At 63.9% G+C, this 18,095-nt stretch carries 21 protein-coding genes and 1 pseudogene; 11 read left to right on the top strand and 11 right to left on the bottom strand.

From position 1 onward, the window contains the following. Nucleotides 1-78 precede the first annotated feature (78 nt). The 5 genes from V2I08_RS01305 to V2I08_RS01285 all read right to left on the bottom strand — a co-directional run bounded on the left by V2I08_RS01305 (nucleotide 79) and on the right by V2I08_RS01285 (nucleotide 4,027). The gene (locus tag V2I08_RS01305) at nucleotides 79-1,119 is read right to left on the bottom strand and encodes a nucleotidyltransferase family protein (protein WP_349633526.1); all 1,041 of its coding nucleotides are present in this window, start codon (nucleotides 1,117-1,119) and stop codon (nucleotides 79-81) included. Then, nucleotides 1,116-1,979, bottom strand: a complete 864-nt coding sequence (locus V2I08_RS01300; protein ID WP_349633525.1) for an HprK-related kinase A — start codon at nucleotides 1,977-1,979, stop codon at nucleotides 1,116-1,118. The genes V2I08_RS01305 and V2I08_RS01300 overlap by 4 nt, the downstream gene beginning before the upstream one ends. Then, nucleotides 1,976-2,263, bottom strand: coding sequence for an HPr-rel-A system PqqD family peptide chaperone (locus V2I08_RS01295; RefSeq protein WP_349633524.1), 288 nt, complete (start codon nucleotides 2,261-2,263; stop codon nucleotides 1,976-1,978). The genes V2I08_RS01300 and V2I08_RS01295 overlap by 4 nt, the downstream gene beginning before the upstream one ends. A 62-nt stretch (nucleotides 2,264-2,325) precedes the next feature. Then, on the bottom strand, nucleotides 2,326-3,510 hold the full coding sequence (locus V2I08_RS01290) for a glycosyltransferase (protein ID WP_349633523.1): 1,185 nt from the start codon (nucleotides 3,508-3,510) through the stop codon (nucleotides 2,326-2,328). A 91-nt stretch (nucleotides 3,511-3,601) separates the two neighbouring features. Beyond that, the gene (locus V2I08_RS01285) at nucleotides 3,602-4,027 is read right to left on the bottom strand and encodes a hypothetical protein (protein WP_349633522.1); all 426 of its coding nucleotides are present in this window, start codon (nucleotides 4,025-4,027) and stop codon (nucleotides 3,602-3,604) included. A 101-nt stretch (nucleotides 4,028-4,128) separates the two neighbouring features. Here V2I08_RS01285 and V2I08_RS01280 point away from each other — a divergent pair, with 101 nt between their 5' ends. From V2I08_RS01280 to phoB, 7 genes are all read left to right on the top strand, one after another. Then, on the top strand, nucleotides 4,129-5,415 hold the full coding sequence (locus tag V2I08_RS01280) for an ATP-binding protein (RefSeq protein WP_349633521.1): 1,287 nt from the start codon (nucleotides 4,129-4,131) through the stop codon (nucleotides 5,413-5,415). A 105-nt stretch (nucleotides 5,416-5,520) separates the two neighbouring features. Next, nucleotides 5,521-6,570 carry a substrate-binding domain-containing protein gene (locus V2I08_RS01275; protein ID WP_349633520.1) on the top strand — a complete coding sequence of 350 codons (1,050 nt, stop codon included), beginning with the start codon at nucleotides 5,521-5,523 and terminating at the stop codon, nucleotides 6,568-6,570. 10 nt (nucleotides 6,571-6,580) lie between these two features. Beyond that, nucleotides 6,581-7,975 (top strand): phosphate ABC transporter permease subunit PstC, encoded by a 1,395-nt coding sequence (gene pstC / locus V2I08_RS01270; RefSeq protein ID WP_349633519.1) that lies wholly within the window; start codon nucleotides 6,581-6,583, stop codon nucleotides 7,973-7,975. Beyond that, on the top strand, nucleotides 7,972-9,216 hold the full coding sequence (gene pstA, locus V2I08_RS01265) for a phosphate ABC transporter permease PstA (RefSeq protein WP_349633518.1): 1,245 nt from the start codon (nucleotides 7,972-7,974) through the stop codon (nucleotides 9,214-9,216). Before pstC ends, pstA begins: the two co-directional genes overlap by 4 nt. Nucleotides 9,217-9,224: 8 nt before the next feature. Next, a complete protein-coding gene (pstB, locus tag V2I08_RS01260) occupies nucleotides 9,225-10,013 on the top strand; it encodes a phosphate ABC transporter ATP-binding protein PstB (protein WP_310226001.1) in 789 nt (262 codons plus the stop codon). 34 nt (nucleotides 10,014-10,047) lie between these two features. Then, nucleotides 10,048-10,746: a phosphate signaling complex protein PhoU gene (phoU, locus tag V2I08_RS01255; RefSeq protein ID WP_310226003.1), complete on the top strand. Its 699-nt coding sequence runs from the start codon at nucleotides 10,048-10,050 to the stop codon at nucleotides 10,744-10,746. A 2-nt stretch (nucleotides 10,747-10,748) separates the two neighbouring features. Beyond that, nucleotides 10,749-11,450, top strand: a complete 702-nt coding sequence (gene phoB / locus V2I08_RS01250) for a phosphate regulon transcriptional regulator PhoB (RefSeq protein ID WP_037477010.1) — start codon at nucleotides 10,749-10,751, stop codon at nucleotides 11,448-11,450. A 50-nt stretch (nucleotides 11,451-11,500) separates the two neighbouring features. Here phoB and def read toward each other — a convergent pair whose 3' ends face one another. The 3 genes from def to V2I08_RS01235 all read right to left on the bottom strand — a co-directional run bounded on the left by def (nucleotide 11,501) and on the right by V2I08_RS01235 (nucleotide 13,018). After that, on the bottom strand, nucleotides 11,501-12,031 hold the full coding sequence (def, locus tag V2I08_RS01245; RefSeq protein ID WP_349633517.1) for a peptide deformylase: 531 nt from the start codon (nucleotides 12,029-12,031) through the stop codon (nucleotides 11,501-11,503). 57 nt (nucleotides 12,032-12,088) lie between these two features. Continuing rightward, a complete protein-coding gene (locus V2I08_RS01240; protein WP_349633516.1) occupies nucleotides 12,089-12,547 on the bottom strand; it encodes a VOC family protein in 459 nt (152 codons plus the stop codon). A 159-nt stretch (nucleotides 12,548-12,706) separates the two neighbouring features. Then, complete coding sequence (locus tag V2I08_RS01235; RefSeq protein ID WP_405053603.1) at nucleotides 12,707-13,018, bottom strand: hypothetical protein; 312 nt, start codon at nucleotides 13,016-13,018, stop codon at nucleotides 12,707-12,709. A gap of 240 nt (nucleotides 13,019-13,258) precedes the next feature. On the opposite strand from V2I08_RS01235, the pseudogene V2I08_RS20585 reads away from it, so the two are divergent. The 4 genes and pseudogenes from V2I08_RS20585 to V2I08_RS01215 all read left to right on the top strand — a co-directional run. Next, a pseudogene (locus tag V2I08_RS20585) lies at nucleotides 13,259-13,420 on the top strand (DUF4372 domain-containing protein); the annotation flags it as partial. After that, nucleotides 13,366-14,127, top strand: a complete 762-nt coding sequence (locus tag V2I08_RS20580; RefSeq protein WP_405053602.1) for a transposase — start codon at nucleotides 13,366-13,368, stop codon at nucleotides 14,125-14,127. The pseudogene V2I08_RS20585 and the gene V2I08_RS20580, both read left to right, overlap by 55 nt. Continuing rightward, nucleotides 14,105-14,779 (top strand): glutathione S-transferase family protein, encoded by a 675-nt coding sequence (locus V2I08_RS01220; RefSeq protein WP_349633514.1) that lies wholly within the window; start codon nucleotides 14,105-14,107, stop codon nucleotides 14,777-14,779. The genes V2I08_RS20580 and V2I08_RS01220 overlap by 23 nt, the downstream gene beginning before the upstream one ends. Nucleotides 14,780-14,783: 4 nt before the next feature. Beyond that, on the top strand, nucleotides 14,784-15,392 hold the full coding sequence (locus tag V2I08_RS01215) for a hypothetical protein (RefSeq protein ID WP_349633513.1): 609 nt from the start codon (nucleotides 14,784-14,786) through the stop codon (nucleotides 15,390-15,392). A 107-nt stretch (nucleotides 15,393-15,499) separates the two neighbouring features. On the opposite strand, the gene ndk is transcribed toward V2I08_RS01215, so the two are convergent. The 3 genes from ndk to V2I08_RS01200 all read right to left on the bottom strand — a co-directional run bounded on the left by ndk (nucleotide 15,500) and on the right by V2I08_RS01200 (nucleotide 18,044). After that, on the bottom strand, nucleotides 15,500-15,922 hold the full coding sequence (ndk, locus tag V2I08_RS01210) for a nucleoside-diphosphate kinase (protein WP_066857605.1): 423 nt from the start codon (nucleotides 15,920-15,922) through the stop codon (nucleotides 15,500-15,502). A gap of 91 nt (nucleotides 15,923-16,013) precedes the next feature. Then, nucleotides 16,014-16,451, bottom strand: coding sequence for a DNA polymerase III subunit chi (locus V2I08_RS01205; protein WP_349633512.1), 438 nt, complete (start codon nucleotides 16,449-16,451; stop codon nucleotides 16,014-16,016). Between the two features lie 147 nt (nucleotides 16,452-16,598). Next, entirely contained in the window at nucleotides 16,599-18,044 is a 1,446-nt protein-coding gene (locus V2I08_RS01200; RefSeq protein WP_349633511.1) for a leucyl aminopeptidase, read from the bottom strand. Nucleotides 18,045-18,095 lie beyond the last annotated feature (51 nt).

Raw genomic sequence — 18,095 nt, 5'->3', positions numbered from 1 at the left:
CATACACATATCATGTCGGTAGAGCGGGAACAAGCAAGGCCCTTCGACAGGCTCAGGGCGAACGGAACAGCCAACATATCATGTCGGCCGGTGGCCCTTGCGCCATTTGGTCCAGAGGTGGCGGGCGAGCATGAGGAGGGGCATGCGGAGCCAGTGGGAGCGGAGAAAGAAGGCGAAGACAAGTAGCTTGCGGGTCTCGCGGCCCCAGCCGTCGCGGGCGAGCAGGCGGGCAATGAAAAGGCGGTCGAGAGGTTTGAGCCGATAATCTAAGGCTATGGGTGCTCGATAGGCTTTGACTGGCGTGCCGTAGAGATGATGGGCCAGCCTGAGTGCTCGCCATACAGCGACCGTAAGACCATTGAACGCCGCTTCTTCAAATACCGATAAGTAGAAATTATCGTCCTGCGCGCCAAATTCGCAGCATAGACAGTGAATGTCCCAAAGGTTGCGCAAACCGCCCTGCAAGTCGCCGTCTGCCAACATGTGGGCCGCTGAATGACAGACCATATGCTCTGGGCCGAGCACAAATAACCCATCGGCTATCGGTTGGGCGTTAGCGATCAGCGCGACTGCATCAGGCGTGGGGCGGGCGGTGAGCGGCAGGATGGTATGATGCACATCGATCATCCGGTCGCGGGTACGGTGGATCATCGGGGGGAGTTCGTGCATCCACTGGCGATAATAGGCGTCGTCATAGGCGTCTTCCTTCACCCATTCCCAGCCCGCCGCGATCAGCGCCTGTTCGACCGCCGCCAGCCGGTCGCGCGGCACGAGGATGTCGAGGTCCCCGATGAAGCGCCCCTGCCCGGCGCGCAGCCCCGCCGCTGCATAAGCGGTGCCCTTGAGCAGGATGACCCGCACGTCGAGCGGGCGCAGCGCCTGGACGGCGCGGTCGGCTTCCCACAAGGCCTGGCGCGCTTCGCGAGCGGCGTCGGTGCGGGCGTCGGCGAGGATCGGTTGCACCGCTGGCGGGACGACGATGTCCGCAAGGCGGAAAGCGAGCGTACCGATCAACCGTTCGGCGCGCGCTGCGGCGATCAGGCCGTTCCAGCCCGTCGCATCGAGTGTCGTGACGGACGACGGATCGCGTAGCGCCCGCACCAGCAGCGCGGCGCTCATGCCCGCTCCTCCCACAGACGTTCGACCATGGCGATGGCATCCTCGCCGCTGGGGAAGTCGATGGCGCGGGCAGGGACTTCGCGCACGAAGCGGGTCAGGGCAGCGAAGGCGGGTTCACCGAGTGCGACATAGTTGGTCGAGGCCTGGGTCAAGCGCATGAAGATTTCGCCCTGCCCGACCGGGCGGATGTCCGGTGCATGGCCGAAGCGAGGGAAGAGCAGCAGGGCGGGCATTGCTCCCTCCCCCATGCGCGCCACGGCATCGGCGCGGGGGACCATGTGGCGGATGTCGCCCTTGGCGGTGGCGGCGAGCAGTGGACCCATGCGGGCCTGCCCCACCGTATCGGCGACCACGTCGATCGCGCGATTTTTCAGGCTGACGAGGCGGGGGAATGGCAGGATCGCGCCGCTGTCGAGATCGAGCAACGCAAATTCATCGCCCATGAAGCGCCAGCCGCGTTCGCCGAGCAGCGCCGCGAGGGTGGATTTGCCAGACCCGGACTCGCCGGTCATCACCAGCACGCGGCCATCCTTTTCGACGCTCGATGCGTGGAGCAGCAGATGCCGTCGCCAGCCGAGCGCCATCTGAAGGTTCATGCCCATCTCCGCTGCCAGCAGTCCATGCGAGAGACTCATGGGCGCGGCGTCGGCCAGGCCATGGTCGCCGGTGATGAAGATGGAAGGGCGCAGCCAGCGGCGTAGCGCGCTGGTCGGCTGGAGGCGGACAGTGAAGTCGGCGACTTGTCCCGTCACATCGGGATAGGCGGCATAAAGGCGCTGTAACTGCGCGATCGGTTGGGGCCAGGCCGCGCCGATGCGGAAGGTGGCGGGGCCGATGCGCAGGGTCAGCGCATGCTTCATGCCGGACGCACCAGGCCTAGCGCGGCCAGCGCGTCGAGATGGGTGGCGATTTCGGCGATGGCGTCGTCGGGCAAGCCGAGGTCGAATTCCTGCGCCAGCCGGTCATGCAGTAGGTTCGCGGTGACGGGGGCGCCGTCGGCCATGCGGTCGAGCAGTTCGGGCACGGGGCTGATGACCATGTGGGTCTGGCCCGACCGGCGATGATAGAGCAGCGTCAAGTCATCGAGCGCGCAACTGAGCAGCGCGTCGGCCGTATCGCGTCGATAGGATAGGCTGTTGTCCATAGTCCGGCACCCTGCTGCTTTGGCTCCCTCTAGCGCGGAAGCGTAGCCAAGTGCCTAACGTATCAGCGCAGGGCTGGCGATGGCAGGGCGTGGGTTTCGGGGCGATCGGCGAGAGCCGCGAAGGCGCGCCAATAGCCGTCGAGCGCTCGATCGACATGATGATCGCGCACGGCGGCGGCGAGCGTTGCGGGGTCGGCGGGCTGGCGCAGCGCGCGTTCGATGGCGCGGGCGAAGGCGGTCGCGTCGCCGATGGGCACCGGGGGATGCTGGGTGGCGGCGGCGAGGACGGGGTGAATGTTGGGCGTGCTGTCGGTCGCGACCACGCCCGCGCCGCAGGCCAGGGCTTCGATCAGGGTGGCGCAGAGGCCCTCCCAGCGAGAAGGCTGGAGCAGCAGGTCGGCTTGCCCCATCAGCGCGGCGAGCTTCTGTGGCTCGGCGACGAAGCCGGTAAAATGCACGCGGTCGGCGATGCCCAACGCAAGACATTGCTTCTGAAGGGCAGCGCGCAGCGGACCCTGGCCAGCGATCGTCAACTGCCAGTCGAGATGGGGCAGGAGCGCCAGCGCTTCAAGCGCGGTTGCCTGATCCTTCTGCGCGGTCAGGCGGCCTACCATCAGCAAACGCACCGGCGCGGCGGGATTGCGGGGTAAGCGGGCGGCGCGGGCCTGATCCATGACCGGCGTGACGGTCGGGCGCGGGAGCAGGCGCACGGGGCCGCTGTCCGCCAGCAAGGCGCGATCATGCTGGCCCATCACGATCGTCAGGGCACTGAGCCGCGCGATGGCGCGGAAGCGGAGGAGCCGGGCCTGGGCCGCGAGGCCATAGCCACCGGGGCGCTGGATCGGATTGGAAATGCGGGCGACCGCCTGCGTCGCCGTGCCCAGCGCCGCGAGCGCGACCAGCATATTGCTCTGATTGCCGGCCGAATAGAGGATGTCGGGGCGATGCCGCCGGACCAGTCGGGCAAGCGCAGGCCATTGCGCGATCATCGCCAGCCGCCGGTTGCCGCCCGGTGCGGGAATGCGGCGGACGGTCAGTGCCGGGTCGATCAGATGCGCCGTCGGTCCATCGGTGCGGGTCATCCACAGTTCGACGCGCACGCCACGACGCAGAAGATGATTGGCCAGCAGGATCGCCACCCGATCAAGACCGCCATCGCCTGGCTCATAGAGATAGACCGCCACCGACAGGGCATGCGCCGGGGACTGGCGGAAGTGGAACATGGCGCTGCCCTCGCGTTGGATCAAACCTTCGCAGGTTCGACGTCCTCAACGCAGGAAAGCCGTATTCGGCTTGATCGTTGCAGCTAGGGTAGTCGCGGAAAAGTGGCGCTTCAGCTCAGCGCGGCATCTGCAGCGAGGCGTAGCAGGTGAAGCCGCTCTGCCCCGATTGGAGGCGACGGATATAATTGAGATAGGCCTGATTTTGCTGATAGCCGGTGCCGGGCAGCGGGCGGCCGCGCAAGGCTTGCTTCACCTGTTCGCCGGTGAAGCTGCGACCCGTACCGGGAAAGGCTCCAGGGGTGCCCGCAGGCACGACCTGACCGTTGGGTGCGATGAAATTGCCCGCCCGGCTATTGTCGGGCACCGGGATGGTGCAGTTGAGGACCGAAGCGGCGGTGTTGGCGAGCGCGGGGCGGATCGAGACGATGGCGGACGCCGCCATGGCTCCACCCATCAACAATTGGCGACGCGAGGCGACGGCCGACTCGGCGGCGGTTTCGTCCATCTGGGGACCGTCCTGATCGGGCATCTGCTCGCTCATATCGTCCTGTTCCGCATCTCGCGCTTGCCAAAGCGTAATGATTGCACGCTATTGGGCCAAGGTCTTTGCAGTCTTTGCGCGACAAATCCAGTGCGGTAACCATGAATCGACTCAGCATTTCCCAGATTACCGCGTCGCTTGCCGTGCTTATGCTGGGCACGGGCGGCGCATTATTGCTCGGTGCCTCGCCAATCGGCATTGCCCTGCCGATTCTGGCTGGATTGTTCGTCCTGTTGATTGCGGCCCATGGCCAGGACCCGGAACCAGAGCAGGCCCCGCCGCCGCTCGAACAGCCTGACTTTGCCGATCATCCCGATTTTCCGACATTGCTGGAAGGGATTTCCGATCCGCTGATGCTGGTGGAAAAGGGCAAGATCGTGCGCGCCAATCGCGCGGCGCAGCGCTTGCTGGGCGCGCATATCGAAGGCGACGATGCGCGGATCGCCATCCGTCATCCCGCTGCGGCCGAACGATTGGCCAGCACTGCGCCGCTGGCCGATCCGTTCATGATCGAACTGGTGGGCCTCGGCACGCGCGAACAGCGCTGGCAGATGCGTGTGGCCCCCGTGGGAGCGGTCACGTCGATGCGGCGACTGGTGCATCTGGTCGATCATAGCGGCACCCATGCGGCGGAGCGGATGCGGGTCGATTTCGTTGCCAATGCGAGCCACGAACTGCGCACGCCGCTAGCCGGGATATTGGGCTTCATCGAGACGCTGGCCGACCCGGAATTGGGCAAGGACCATGAGACGCGGCAGCGTTTCCTCAAGATCATGGACGGCGAAGCGCGGCGGATGCAGCGGTTGATCGACGATCTGATCTCGCTGTCGCGAATCGAGGCGGAAAAATATCGCGCGCCCGACGGTGCGGTCGACCTGTCGGAACTGGTCGCCGAAGTGGTCGGCATATTCCGGTCCAGCCATGGCGCGCGCGGCCGCGATGTGGAGATGGAGATCGCCCATTCGCTGCCCCCGGTGCTGGGCGATCGCGCGCAATTGTCGCAACTGGTGCATAATCTGATCGGCAATTCGGTGAAATATGGTCGGCCCGACACGCCGATCCGCGTCACACTGACCGAGGGACCGAGCGGCATGACGCGGCTGGCGGTCGCCGATGAGGGCGAAGGCATTGGCCCCGACCATCTGCCACGCCTGACCGAGCGTTTCTATCGCGTCGATTCGGGGCGCAGCCGAGCGATGGGCGGCACGGGGCTTGGCTTGGCCATCGTTAAACATATTGTCGAGCGGCATCGCGGGCGACTGGACATAGCCAGCACGCTGGGGAAAGGTACAACCATCACCATATTGCTGCCTCCAGCGACCGATGAAGGGGTAACAAAGGCTGAGGAACGGCGGCGGCCATCGGCGCTTTCGGGCACCATGTCATGAAACTGCAACCTGACTGTCACAAAGGCGCGATGGTCCGCAGCTAGACGCTTGCTCCATGGGGGGCGGCGACATGCGAATCGCGGCCTTAGTCTATGGAGGTTTTCCGTGAAGAGATTCGCCTTGCTCGCTGCCACGGCGCTGAGCGTCCTTGGCCTTGCCGCTTGTGGTGATCAGGGTGGCGCCAGCGCGACCCGCGATCAGATCCGCGCGGTCGGCTCCTCCACCGTCTATCCTTTCGCCACGGCCGCATCCGAACTGTTCGTTCAGACCAATCCGGGCATGAAGTCGCCGATCATCGAATCGACCGGCACCGGCGGCGGCATGAAGCTGTTCTGCAGCGGCGTCGGGGCGCAATATCCCGACATCGCCAACGCATCGCGCCGGATGAAGAAGGCCGAGTTCGACCTGTGCCAAGGCAATGGCGTCACCGATATCATCGAGGTTCAGATCGGCGTCGATGGGCTGGCCTTTGCTGAATCGAAGAACGGCCCCGGTTACAAGCTGACCCCCAAGATCGTCTATGAGGCGCTGGCCGCCAATCCTTATGGCAAGGGGCCGAACAAGACGCAGACCTGGAAGGATGTCGACCCCAGCCTGCCCGCCATCACCATTTCGGTGTTCGGCCCGCCCTCCACCAGCGGCACGCGCGATTCGCTGGCCGAACTGATCCTGGAAAAGGGATGCCAGAGCGATCCGGCGATGAAGGCGCTCAAGGAAAAGAGCGAGGACGAATTTAAGGCGACCTGCACCCGCGTTCGCGAGGACGGCAAATATGTCGATTCGGGCGAAAACGACAATCTGATCGTGCAAAAGCTGGGTGCGAACCCCAATGCGGTTGGCGTGTTCGGCTTCAGCTTCCTCGAAGAAAATCGCGCGACGCTGAAGGATATTCCGATCGACGGGATCGAGGCATCCTATGAAACCGTATCGTCCGGCCAATATCCCGGTGCGCGCCCCATATTTATCTATGTGAAGAAGGCGCATATGGCCGCCATTCCGGGGTTGCAGGGCTTTCTCAATGCCTTTGCCGCCAATTGGGCACCGGGCGGCGCGCTGACCAAGCGTGGCATGGTCGCTGCCCCTGAGGATGTCCGCACCGCGAGCGCGCAAGCCGTCAAGGCTTTGACCGTGCTCGACGGTTCGCAGTTGCATTGAGCCTTATTCCATGACCGGACCCGCAATCTTCCTGCTGCTCGCAGGCCTGGGCGCGATCGCCTGGGTCAGCGCCCGCGCGCGCGCCTTGCGTTTGCAAGCCGTGGCGCGGACCACCGGGCGGCGTGACGCCGTCCACAGCCTGCCTGGCTATCATGGCTGGTATGTGGCGCTGTGGACATTGCTGCCTGCTGCCCTGTTCCTGATCGTGTGGGCGAATGTGTCGCCGGGCCTCGTGACGCAGGCAGTGCTGGACGACCCGGCCGCACAGGCCTTGCCGCTCGACAGCTTCTCCCGCTCCGCCATCCTGGGCGAAGCGCGCGCGATTGCGACGGGCAAGCAGGCGGGTGCCTTCAATCCCGCCTCGCAAGCGCTGGTCGAGCCTTATATGCGGGCACTCGACAAGTTCGGGCTGGCAGGGGCGATATTGGCGCTGGTGCTGGCCTTTGCCGGGGGTGCCTATGCCTTTACCCGCGTCCGTCCCGACTTCCGGGCGCGCACACGGGTCGAACGGCTGGTGATGGCCTTGCTGCTGGCAGCGTCGCTGCTGGCCATTGTCACCACGGTCGGCATCGTCGCCTCGCTACTGTGGGAAAGTTTCCGCTTCTTCTCGATGGTCAATCCGATCGACTTTCTGTTCGGGACCAATTGGAGCCCGCAATCGGCCGCCATGGGCTATGGCAATAAGGATGCCTTTGGCGCGATCCCGCTTTTCTGGGGCACGATCTTCATCGGCGCGATCATCGCCATGATCGTCGCCATTCCGCTCGGCCTGATGAGCGCGGTCTATCTGACCCAATATGCCAGCCCGACGGTGCGCCGCTGGATGAAGCCGACGCTGGAGATGCTCGCGGGCGTGCCGACGGTCGTCTATGGCTATTTCGCGGCGCTCACCATTGCGCCTGCGTTGCGCGACTTTGCGGTAATGATCGGAATTTCCGGCGCATCATCGGAGAGCGCGCTGGCCGCAGGTCTTGTCATGGGCGTGATGATCATTCCCTTCGTTTCCTCCATGGCCGATGACAGCATCGCCGCCGTGCCGCAGTCGATGCGCGACGGCAGCCTGGCGATGGGCGCGACCACCAGCGAAACGATCAAGCGCGTCCTCATCCCCGCCGCGCTGCCCGGCGTCGTCGGCGGCGTGTTGCTCGCCGTCAGCCGCGCGATCGGCGAGACGATGATCGTGGTGATGGCCGCTGGCCTTGCCGCCAACCTGACGCTCAACCCCTTTGCCAGCGTGACTACGGTGACGACCCAGATCGTCCAGTTGCTGACCGGCGACCAGGAGTTTGACAGCGCCAAGACGCTCGCCGCCTTCGCGCTGGGGCTGGTGCTGTTCATCATCACCCTGTTGCTCAACATCGTGGCCCTGCGGGTCGTGAAGAAATATCGCGAGGCTTACGAATGACCGTCGAACGTCTGCCCACCGACTGGAAGTCGGAGGCGATGCGCAAGCGGATTGCGGGACGCTATGCCAAGGAACGCCGCTTCCGGCTGATCGGCTTAGGGGCCGTGGTGCTGTCCGCTGCTTTCCTCGCCTTCCTGCTCTTCACCATGATGGGCAATGGCCTGCGCGGCTTTACCCGGACGGAGATTGCCCTCACGGTCGATTTTCCATCCTCGCCGCTGTTGCTCGATCCGGCCGCGATTACGGACGAATCGCTCAACCAGGCCAATTTGCCGATGGTCACCAGCACGGTCGCCCAGCGCGTGCTGGGACCGGATGCCGACAGCTTGCTGGCCCCGACAGCCTGGATCAGCATTCGCGATGCGATCAAGGCCGATCCGTCGATCCTGAGCCGCACCGAGACGATTGCCCTGCCCGCTTCGACCAGTATTGACCTGGCGGCCAAGAGCGAGGGACCGCCCGAAGCGGAAGCCGCCGTGGCGCGGCTGAAGAAGGCGGGCGTACTGACGACGGGTTTCAACTGGAACTTCCTGTCCGCCAGTGACGGCACCGATCCGGCGCAGGTCGGTATCTGGGGGGCGTTCAAGGGCACATTGCTGACGATGCTGGTGACGCTATTGCTCAGCTTCCCTGTCGGTGTCGCCACCGCCCTCTATCTGGAGGAATATGCGCCCAAGGCGTGGTGGACCGACATTATCGAAGTGTCGATCAACAACCTCGCCGCCGTGCCTTCGATCATCTTCGGCTTGCTTGGCCTGTCGATCTTCCTTAACCTGCTGCACCTGCCGCGATCCGCGGCGCTGGTCGGCGGCATGACGCTGGCGCTGATGACGATGCCGGTCATCGTCATCGCCGGGCGCAACGCGATCAAGTCCGTGCCGCCCAGCATCCGTGACGCGGCGCTCGGCATCGGGGCCAGTCCTGTACAGGTGGTGTTCCAGCATGTGCTGCCACTCGCCCTGCCCGGCATCCTGACCGGCACGATCATCGGCATGGCGCGTGCGCTCGGCGAAACCGCGCCGCTGCTGATGATCGGCATGCGCGCCTTCATCGCGACGCCGCCCGGCGGCATCAGCGATCCGGCGACCGTCCTGCCGGTCCAGATTTTCCTGTGGTCGGATGAAGTGTCCAAAGGCTTTGTCGAAAAGACTTCGGCCGCGATCATCGTGCTGCTGGCCTTCCTCCTCGCGATGAACGGCCTCGCCATTTATCTGCGCAACAAGTTTGAAACACGGTGGTAATGACGCCCATGACCCAAGACCAAAGCAATCTGACGATCGCCAATCCAAAGATGTCCGCCCGTGACGTCAAGGTTTTCTATGGCGAGAAGCAGGCGATCAAGGGCGTGTCGATTGATGTCGACATGGACCATGTCACCGCCTTCATCGGCCCTTCGGGCTGTGGCAAATCGACCTTCCTGCGGACCTTGAACCGCATGAACGACACTGTCGCTTCGGCACGGGTCGAAGGCGAAATCACGCTGGACGGCGAGGATATCTATGCCTCGTCGATGGATGTGGTGCAGTTGCGCGCACGGGTTGGGATGGTGTTCCAGAAGCCCAACCCCTTCCCCAAGTCGATCTACGAAAATATCGCTTATGGACCGCGCATCCATGGCCTGGCCGCATCGAAGGCGGACATGGACGTGGTGGTTGAAAAGTCGCTGCGCCGCGCCGGCCTGTGGGAAGAAGTGAAGGACCGGCTGCACGACAGCGGCACGGCCTTATCGGGTGGACAGCAGCAGCGGCTTTGCATCGGCCGCGCGATCGCGGTCGAACCCGAAGTCATCCTGATGGACGAGCCCTGTTCGGCGCTCGATCCGATCGCCACCGCCAAGATCGAGGAACTGATCCACGAGCTGCGCGGCCGCTATGCGATCGTCATCGTCACCCATAATATGCAGCAGGCCGCGCGCGTGTCGCAGCGGACCGCCTTCTTCCATCTGGGCGAACTGGTCGAATATGGGGTGACGTCGGACATCTTCACCAATCCGCGCCAAGAGCGGACCAAGGACTATATCACCGGGCGTTACGGCTGATTTGCGGCGCTGACCGGGCGGAGAGAGACAAGACATGGCTGAACATACGATCAAGGCATTCGATGATGAAATCGACAGGCTGCGCGGCCTGATCGCAGAAATGGGCGGTCGCGCCGAGGCGGCGATCGAAAACGCCATGCTGGCGCTACAACGGCAGGATCTGGCGCTGGCGGCCGAGGTGGTCGAGGGCGACAAGCGGATCGACGCGATCGAGGCGGAGGTCGAGAAGCTGGTGATCGAGGTGATCGCGCTGCGTGCGCCGATGGCCAACGATCTGCGCGACGTGATCGCCGCGCTCAAGATCGTCAGCGTGATCGAGCGGATCGGCGACTATGCCAAGAATATCGCCAAGCGGGTGCCCTTGATCGCGACGAACAAGCGGTTGCTCGAACCCATGTCGCTCCTTCCCTCCATGGGGCAGGTCGCGGCTGAAATGGTGCATGATGTGCTGAACGCCTATGCGGCGCGTGATCCTGACCTTGCGCAGGCGGTGGTGGACCGCGATGCCGTGGTCGATGATTTCTACAACAGCGTGTTCCGTACGCTGGTGACCTTCATGGTCGAAAACCCCAAGACGATCAGCGAATGCGCACAATTGCTGTTCGTCGCCAAGCATATCGAGCGGATCGGCGACCACGCCACCAATGTCGCCGAAATGGTCTATTATGCCGCAACCGGGCAGACCATGCCGGAACGCGAGCGTGGCGGCACTGACGCCCAGGCGGAGATCTGACCATGGCACGGGCCAAGATGCTGCTGGTGGAGGATGACGCGGCGCTGGCCGAATTGCTCATCTGGCATTTCAAGCGCGAGGATTTCGACGTCGCCCATACGGTCGATGGCGAGGAAGCCTTGCTGATGGCGCAGGAGAATGTGCCCGACATCGTGCTGCTCGACTGGATGGTCGAGAGCCTGTCGGGGATCGAGGTGTGCCGTCGGCTGCGGCGGATGACCGGCACCGCCAATGTGCCGATCATCATGCTGACCGCACGCGGCGAGGAAGAAGATCGCGTCCGTGGCCTGGAAACGGGCGCGGACGATTATGTGACCAAGCCCTTCTCGCCCCGCGAACTGGTGGCGCGGGTCGGCGCGGTGCTGCGTCGGGTGCGTCCAGCACTGGCCGGTGAAACGCTGACCTTCGCCGATGTCGAGATGGACACGGTGGGGCATAAGGTGCGGCGCGGCGGGCAAGTGATCCCGCTTGGGCCGACCGAATTCCGGCTGCTCAAGCATTTTCTGGAGCATCCGGGCTGGGTTTTTTCGCGCGAGCGGCTACTCGACAGCGTGTGGGGACAGGATAGCGATATCGAACTGCGCACGGTCGATGTGCATATCCGTCGCCTGCGCAAGGCGATCAACGCCGATGGCGTCTATACCGACATCATCCGCACGGTGCGGTCGGCTGGCTATGCGCTGGATACCGACGGGGTAGCGTGACATGACGGAACGCCCCGGTCGCCATGGCCGGGGCGTTCCATTATATCGGATCAGGCCGCGCGGCGGGCCTTGGTCAGCTTCTTGAGCAGCATGTCGCGCTTCATGCGCGAGAGATGATCGATAAATAGAACGCCTTCCAGATGGTCCATCTCATGCTGGAGGCAGGTGGCGAGCAGGCCTTCAAGCTGCTCCTCATGGATGCGGCCATCGCGATCCATCCAACTGGCGCGGATCGTCGCGGGGCGCTCCACCTCGGCATATTGCTCCGGCACCGACAGGCAACCTTCATTATAGACCGACATATCCTGCGATTCGCGCAGGATTTCGGGATTGATAAAGACCATCGGCCGTTTGACCGGGGGCGCATCCTCCGCGTCCGATTCGGGCTCCTGCAAGTCCATCACCAGCACCCGCTTGGGCACGCCGACCTGGATCGCGGCCAGTCCGATGCCGGGCGCGTCGTACATCGTTTCGAACATATCGTCGATCAGCCGTTGCAGATCGTCGTCAATCGCCTCGACCGGGGTCGAAATGGTGCGCAACCGTGGATCGGGTGCCTCAAGAATAGGAAGTATCGCCATCGTGACAAAATAGCGAAACGGCGCGGAATTTCAAGCCACGCGCCGAGTCGGGCGCGCTTATTCGCCCAGCCATTCGTCGATTGCGGGCTTGAGCGCCGTCGAGATCAACTCGACCAGCAGCGCATCGTCCGGGGACGCAAGATAGGCGATCAGCCCATAGCCATCTTCAGGCTTCGCGTTCGCCGCGCGTACGGTCCAGCCCAGATCGACCAACCGGGCGGTTTCGGCGGGCAGGTCGTCGACCCAGACACCGATATGGCGGGCCGTGGTGGCGGTCGCGGGATCGTAGAATGGTCCCTGCCCCTGCACCAGTTCGATGTGGATCGGGCCACCCAGCGAATAGGTAGCGCGCACGCGAATCTCACGCAGGCCGTCTTCCGGCGTCCAGAAAGGCAGCGGATCGAAATCGCGCACCGGCGCGAAAGTCAGGTCGAGCGCCGCGCCATAATCCGCGACGGCGCGGTCGATATCGGCAACGGCAATACCCTTGTGATGGGTGCGGGTCAGGTCGATCATCGGGGCATCCCTCCTGTGGTTGTCACGCCGGTCTAGCGCAAGCTGACGGCAGATGCAGCTAGCGGCTTTGGCAGGGGAACCGGACAGAAAGGCAGACCCTCACCCAACCCTCTCCCGTGAAAGACGGGAGAGGGCTAAGGGCGGAGCGCCTAAAATCCTTCAATTACCCTCGGCGTCGACGGTGAACACCATGGGCTTGCCGCGCGAGGTGGGTTCCCAGCCGGCTTCCAGCGCGGCGCGGATGCCACGGGCGATGATCGCATCGTTGATCTGCAGGCGGCCGCGTTGCAGGCCTTTCAGCAAGCGCTTGGGCGGCGGAAATTCAAGGAGCGCGCCGCGTTGCGTGTCTTTCTGCTGCAAGGCGATGGCCATGCCTTTCCACCCGTCAATGTCGCTCCATTGGGGTTCGCGGCGGAGTTCCCATTCATAGGTTTCACCATCGACGTGGATGATGCCCGCAAGATTGTGCATATTTTGCATCGCCTGCGCATAGCAGGACTGGCGGGATAGGCCAGCGTTTGCGGTGACGGTGTTTCCGACCGGGCCTGATGGTCGTTCGCCATCGAAAAAGTGAGGCTAATGGATCCCGGACTTGATCCCACAACTGTCCGGGATATTTTTGCGGGGATAGATTGCACGGCAGCGGCGTCCTGCGGAATCTGCCAAGATCATGGTGTCGAGACATGATTTTGGAGATCTGCCGTTCCTCATATGGCTAGCGCGTTTTCGCAGCTTCTGGAACCGCTTGATCGGCGGGTGCTCAATCGCCTTGTCGCGCGACATGATGAGGACCGCGGTGTGGGGTCTGGTCCTAAAGCATGGACCTGCGTGCGGCATTTGCGCACGATGCTGTTCGCGCAATTTGCGGGCCTCAACTCGTTGCGCGAGATCGAGCAGGGACTGGCTGCGCATCCTGGCGGACTGTATCATCTCGACCTTCGCCTGCCGCGCCGATCGACGCTGAGCGATGCGCAGGCGCACCGGCCAGCGGCGGTTTTCCACGACATCTGCCAGATGCTGATCGGTCAGGTGAGCCGGGTGGTACGCCAGCAGGGCCAGGAACCTGCTGTTCAACACGCCGCTTCGCGAGATACTCGTCGCGCGCGAGGGTTAAGGCTCCCATGCGCCTTGTCACCAACGACCTGGTGCGCCCCGCAACCGAGACCGCCGCCCTCTACAAGGAGCGCTGGCAGATCGAACTCCTGTTCAAGTGGATCAAGCAGAACCTCAAGATCAAACGCTTCCTGGGACGCCGCAAAAACGCCGTCAAAATCCAGATCTACGTCGCTCTGATCGCCTATCTGCTCCTGCGCATGCTGCGGCAAACTTGCGCCGCCTCCAACCGCCATGCGCCAAAGGCTCTCATCATGCGCATCAAGGTCGCACTCTTCAACCGGATTGATCTCTCAGGACGCGCTACCCCCCCCCCCGCCGACCCAACCCGCAAAACTACCACCGCCACCTCAATTGGCGCTCAAGCTGTGAATCCCGGACAGCTATGGGGCCGGCCCCTTCTTCCCGCTCGACTTGCCGCGCTCCTCCCGTCTAAGAGGGGGCATGATGAAGCTGTTTATCGGTAACAAGGCCTATTCAAGCTGGTCGCTGCGCGGCTGGCTGGCGTGCAAGCTATCGGGCCTGCCCTTCGAGGAAGTCGTGGTCCCCCTCTATGACGAGGCGTGGGAAAAGCGGCGCGAAGGCGACGAGTTCGCGCCCTCCTCCGGCAAGGTGCCGATCTTGTGGGACGGCGACGATATCGTCGTGTGGGACAGCCTCGCCATCATCGAATATCTGAACGAAAAAACCAGCGGCGACCTGTTCTGGCCGACCGATCCCGCCGCGCGCGCCATGGCCCGGTCGATGGCAGCGGAAATGCACAGCAGCTTCGCCGCGCTACGTCGCGAGCATAGCATGAACATCCGCCGCATCTACGACGCCGTACCGCCCTCCGAGGCGGTGGCGCAGGATATTTTCCGCATGATGCAGCTCTGGGCGCAGGCCCGTGCGCGCCATGGCGGCGAAGGCGAATTTCTGTTCGGTGCCTTCAGCGCGGCCGATGTGATGTTCGCGCCGGTCGTCACCCGCTTCATTACCTATCAATTGCCGGTCGCCCGCTTCGCCCAAGCCTATATGCAGGCGATCATCGCCCATCCCTGGATGCAGGAATGGATTGGCGGCGCGCAGGCCGAAGACTGGGTGATTGATCGCTTCGAGGTGCCGCCGCAGGTGGCGTAAGGCAATGACCGACGCGCCCGATACTCCCAAGGAAGCGCGCGCGGCCGAGGCTGCCGCGATTCGCCGCCGCTGGATCACGCTGGGCGAAATGCTGGCGCTGCTGGCCGTCAGCATTTCCGGTCTGACCCTCTATCTCAACTGGTCCAACAAGCAGGACGAGCGCGCCGAGAAGGCGCTCGAAAGCCGCCAGGCATCCGTCCGCGCCGCCAAGCTCGTGCTGAATGCCAGGGCGGAGGATGGCAAGCGACTGGTGCTGACCCCGGCCGCCACAGATCAGGTCGTACAGGGCCAGACCTTTCTGTTTCCCGCGGCGCTCGGCATCGCGCCAATATCGACCACAGGCGAAGCGCGAATCGAGGCACGCTGGTTCGACAATGCGCTCAAGCGGGCGCGGGACAAAGCCGAGCTGCCCGACAACAGCGTAGGCGACGAACAATTGCCCGTGTTCATCACCACCCGTTTTGTCGTGAATGGCGAAACGCGGGAAGACTGCGCCATCTATGATATCGGCTATGGCATTTCGGGCCGATGGCTGTCGGGGCATGATGTAGCGTTGCGCGGTCTGTCGCTCGTCACGCGCGAAACCGGCAAATCCCCCCGCCGCACAGGTTGACGCGCGATGGGCGGCGGTCATCACCGCGCGCAACTGAGGCGGCCCCACGAAAAAGCCCGGCCCTTCATGGAAGGACCGGGCTTTTTCCGCTCGAAAGGTTCGGGGCTTTAGCCGACGATTTCTTCGGGCTTGAAGAAATAGGCGATTTCAATCGCGGCATTTTCTTCGCTGTCTGAACCATGGACCGAATTGGCTTCGATCGATTCGGCCAGTTCCTTGCGGATCGTACCGGCGTCGGCATTGGCCGGGTTGGTCGCGCCCATGATGTCGCGGTTACGCTGCACGGCATTTTCGCCTTCCAGCACCTGGACGACGACCGGGCCGGAAATCATGAAGGCGACGAGGTCGGCGAAGAAGGGGCGTTCCTTGTGAACGGCATAGAAGCCTTCGGCCTGCTCCCGGCTCATGCGGATGCGCTTGGAAGCGACGACACGCAGGCCCGCTTCCTCCAGCATCTTGGTAACGGCGCCGGTCAGGTTGCGACGGGTCGCGTCGGGCTTGATGATAGAAAAGGTGCGCGTGACGGCCATGGCCCTCGATACTCCGAATGGGTGGAAATGCTGGCCGCGCCTTTAGACGGGGCCGTGCTGCGCTGCAAGAGGCTTGAAGCCAAAGCCCGCGCTATGGCCCCCGCACCCATTTGCGTCCCTCCTGCCGCCAGAAGCGCGGCTCGACACCCTCGCGCTTCGACAGGGCCCGCCAGCTTGCCCGCGCGCCCTCGATCGTATCGGCGTCGAAAAAATAAAAGGCCCGCTCGAATTCCAGCGCCTCGTCACGCCACACGCCATCGGCCAGCGCCACATGCCGCGCGCCATTGGCGGGCGCGCAGGTCGGGGCGAGCAGGATGGGCTGTATCGCCTCATGCCCCTCCCCCGCCTGCCCATGCGCCAGGAAGCTTTCGGGCGGCCCGGCCCACAAGCCCTGCGATATCCGCTCCCGCCGGTCGGCCGTATCCGCCACCACCAGCAGCCGCGCGCCCAGCCCCAGGATGCGCGCCGCGATGGCGGGCAGTACCTGTTCGACCGGATCGCGGCTTAGCTGGTAGAAATCGACCTGCATGGTCTTACAATCCTAACCCCGTTCGCCCTGAGCCTGTCGAAGCCTGTCCTGAGCGCCTGCCTTGGCAGGCAGTCGAAGGGGGCTGTTCTTCTTTGCGCAGAAGGACAGGGCTTCGACAAGCTCAGCCCGAACGGGCGTGGGGGCATCTTACTGCTCGAACTTGTCCGCTACCAACTGGTCGATCAGCCGCACGCCATAGCCGGTCGCGCCCTTGTCCCATGTCGCACCGGGCTTGTCGGACCATACCATGCCCGCAATGTCGAGATGCGCCCATTTGACGCCATCGTCGATGAAGCGCTTGAGGAACTGCGCGGCAGTGATCGACCCGGCATAGCGCCCGCCGATATTCTTCATGTCGGCGATCGGGCTGTCGATCAGCTTGTTATAGGCGTCGGACAAGGGGAAGCGCCACAATTCATCGCCGCTGGCCTTGCCCGCCGCGATCAGGTCATCGGACAGGCCATCATCGTTCGAGAAGAGGCCTGCATATTGGTCGCCCAGCGACACCAGGATCGCGCCGGTCAGCGTCGCCAGATCAATGACCACTTCCGGCGCATATGTCTTTTGCGCCCATGTCAGCGCATCGCACAGCACCAGCCGCCCTTCGGCATCGGTATTGAGCACTTCGATCGTCTGCCCGGACATAGAGGTCACGATGTCGCCCGGCCGCTGCGCATTGCCGTCGGGCATATTTTCAACCAGCCCGCAAATGCCCACGACATGCGCCTTGGCCTTGCGCCCGGCCAGCGCCTTCATCGCGCCAGCGACCGCGCCAGCACCGCCCATGTCCCACTTCATATCTTCCATACCGGCCGCCGGCTTGATCGAGATGCCGCCGGTGTCGAACGTCACGCCCTTGCCGACGAACACGACCGGCTTGTCCGACGTGCCGCCCGTGCCGTCCCATTCCATCGCGAGCAGCCGCGCTTCGCGCACCGACCCCTGCGCCACGCCGAGCAGCGACCCCATACCCAATTCTTCCATCGCCGCGCGGTCAAGCACGCTGATCTTGACGCCGAGGTCCGCCAAGTGACGGCAGCGTTCCACGAAGCTTTCGGGATAGAGGATGTTGGCGGGTTCGGACACCAGTTCGCGCGTAAAGGCGACGCCCGCCGCCACCGCTGCCCAACGATCCCAGGCCGCACCCGCATCGGCCGACACAATCGTCACAGTTTCGAGCGTCGGCTTGGCCTTTTCGGGCATTTTGGTGCGATAGGTGTCGATCCGCCAGCTACGCAGCAGTGCGCCGAACGCAAATCGCGCCGCGCCCTCGCCCGTGACATCGCCGACATATTCCACCGCGACATGGGTCGCGCCGCTGCTCAGCAGCTTCGCCACCAGCGCGCCGCCAGCCCGCTCCATGTCGGCGTCGCTGCCGCTGCCCGTGCCCACCAGCACGATGCGCAATGTCTTGCCGCCTTCCTCCACGAAACTCTCGAAGCTCGACCCGGCTTCGCCGGTGAAACGCGCAGCCGCCGCACCGGCGACAAGCGTCGCGGACGCGGCGAGCGGCAGGCTGGCCAGCGCGCCCTTGGCAACGGCAAAGGCCAGGCTGTCGGTGTCGGGACGGGTCGGGCTGATGACGATATCCATGGATGGACCTTTTCTTGGCGTGAGGACGGCTTTCGGGGCGTCTGGCCCGCT

Origin of the sequence: Sphingobium sp. MK2, from assembly GCF_040170545.1 — a bacterium.
Taxonomy (GTDB): Bacteria; Pseudomonadota; Alphaproteobacteria; order Sphingomonadales; family Sphingomonadaceae; genus Sphingobium.
Note: the sequence above shows the minus strand (reverse complement) of the source record. Positions and strands in the feature narration are given on the sequence as shown.

Bases quoted from the DNA above. Each gene is read 5' to 3' on its own strand.
- V2I08_RS01200 (WP_349633511.1), bottom strand. From the start codon at position 18,044: ATGGATATCGTCATCAGCCCGACCCGTCCCGACACCGACAGCCTGGCC.
- V2I08_RS01285 (WP_349633522.1), bottom strand. From the start codon at position 4,027: ATGAGCGAGCAGATGCCCGATCAGGACGGTCCCCAGATGGACGAAACC.
- V2I08_RS01215 (WP_349633513.1), top strand. From the start codon at position 14,784: ATGACCGACGCGCCCGATACTCCCAAGGAAGCGCGCGCGGCCGAGGCT.
- V2I08_RS01235 (WP_405053603.1), bottom strand. From the start codon at position 13,018: ATGCACAATCTTGCGGGCATCATCCACGTCGATGGTGAAACCTATGAA.
- V2I08_RS01295 (WP_349633524.1), bottom strand. From the start codon at position 2,263: ATGGACAACAGCCTATCCTATCGACGCGATACGGCCGACGCGCTGCTC.
- V2I08_RS01240 (WP_349633516.1), bottom strand. From the start codon at position 12,547: ATGATCGACCTGACCCGCACCCATCACAAGGGTATTGCCGTTGCCGAT.
- V2I08_RS20580 (WP_405053602.1), top strand. From the start codon at position 13,366: ATGGACCTGCGTGCGGCATTTGCGCACGATGCTGTTCGCGCAATTTGC.
- pstC (WP_349633519.1), top strand. From the start codon at position 6,581: ATGACCGGACCCGCAATCTTCCTGCTGCTCGCAGGCCTGGGCGCGATC.
- pstB (WP_310226001.1), top strand. From the start codon at position 9,225: ATGACCCAAGACCAAAGCAATCTGACGATCGCCAATCCAAAGATGTCC.
- V2I08_RS01220 (WP_349633514.1), top strand. From the start codon at position 14,105: ATGATGAAGCTGTTTATCGGTAACAAGGCCTATTCAAGCTGGTCGCTG.
- V2I08_RS01280 (WP_349633521.1), top strand. From the start codon at position 4,129: ATGAATCGACTCAGCATTTCCCAGATTACCGCGTCGCTTGCCGTGCTT.
- phoU (WP_310226003.1), top strand. From the start codon at position 10,048: ATGGCTGAACATACGATCAAGGCATTCGATGATGAAATCGACAGGCTG.
- V2I08_RS01305 (WP_349633526.1), bottom strand. From the start codon at position 1,119: ATGAGCGCCGCGCTGCTGGTGCGGGCGCTACGCGATCCGTCGTCCGTC.
- def (WP_349633517.1), bottom strand. From the start codon at position 12,031: ATGGCGATACTTCCTATTCTTGAGGCACCCGATCCACGGTTGCGCACC.
- phoB (WP_037477010.1), top strand. From the start codon at position 10,749: ATGGCACGGGCCAAGATGCTGCTGGTGGAGGATGACGCGGCGCTGGCC.
- V2I08_RS01300 (WP_349633525.1), bottom strand. From the start codon at position 1,979: ATGAAGCATGCGCTGACCCTGCGCATCGGCCCCGCCACCTTCCGCATC.
- ndk (WP_066857605.1), bottom strand. From the start codon at position 15,922: ATGGCCGTCACGCGCACCTTTTCTATCATCAAGCCCGACGCGACCCGT.
- V2I08_RS01205 (WP_349633512.1), bottom strand. From the start codon at position 16,451: ATGCAGGTCGATTTCTACCAGCTAAGCCGCGATCCGGTCGAACAGGTA.
- pstA (WP_349633518.1), top strand. From the start codon at position 7,972: ATGACCGTCGAACGTCTGCCCACCGACTGGAAGTCGGAGGCGATGCGC.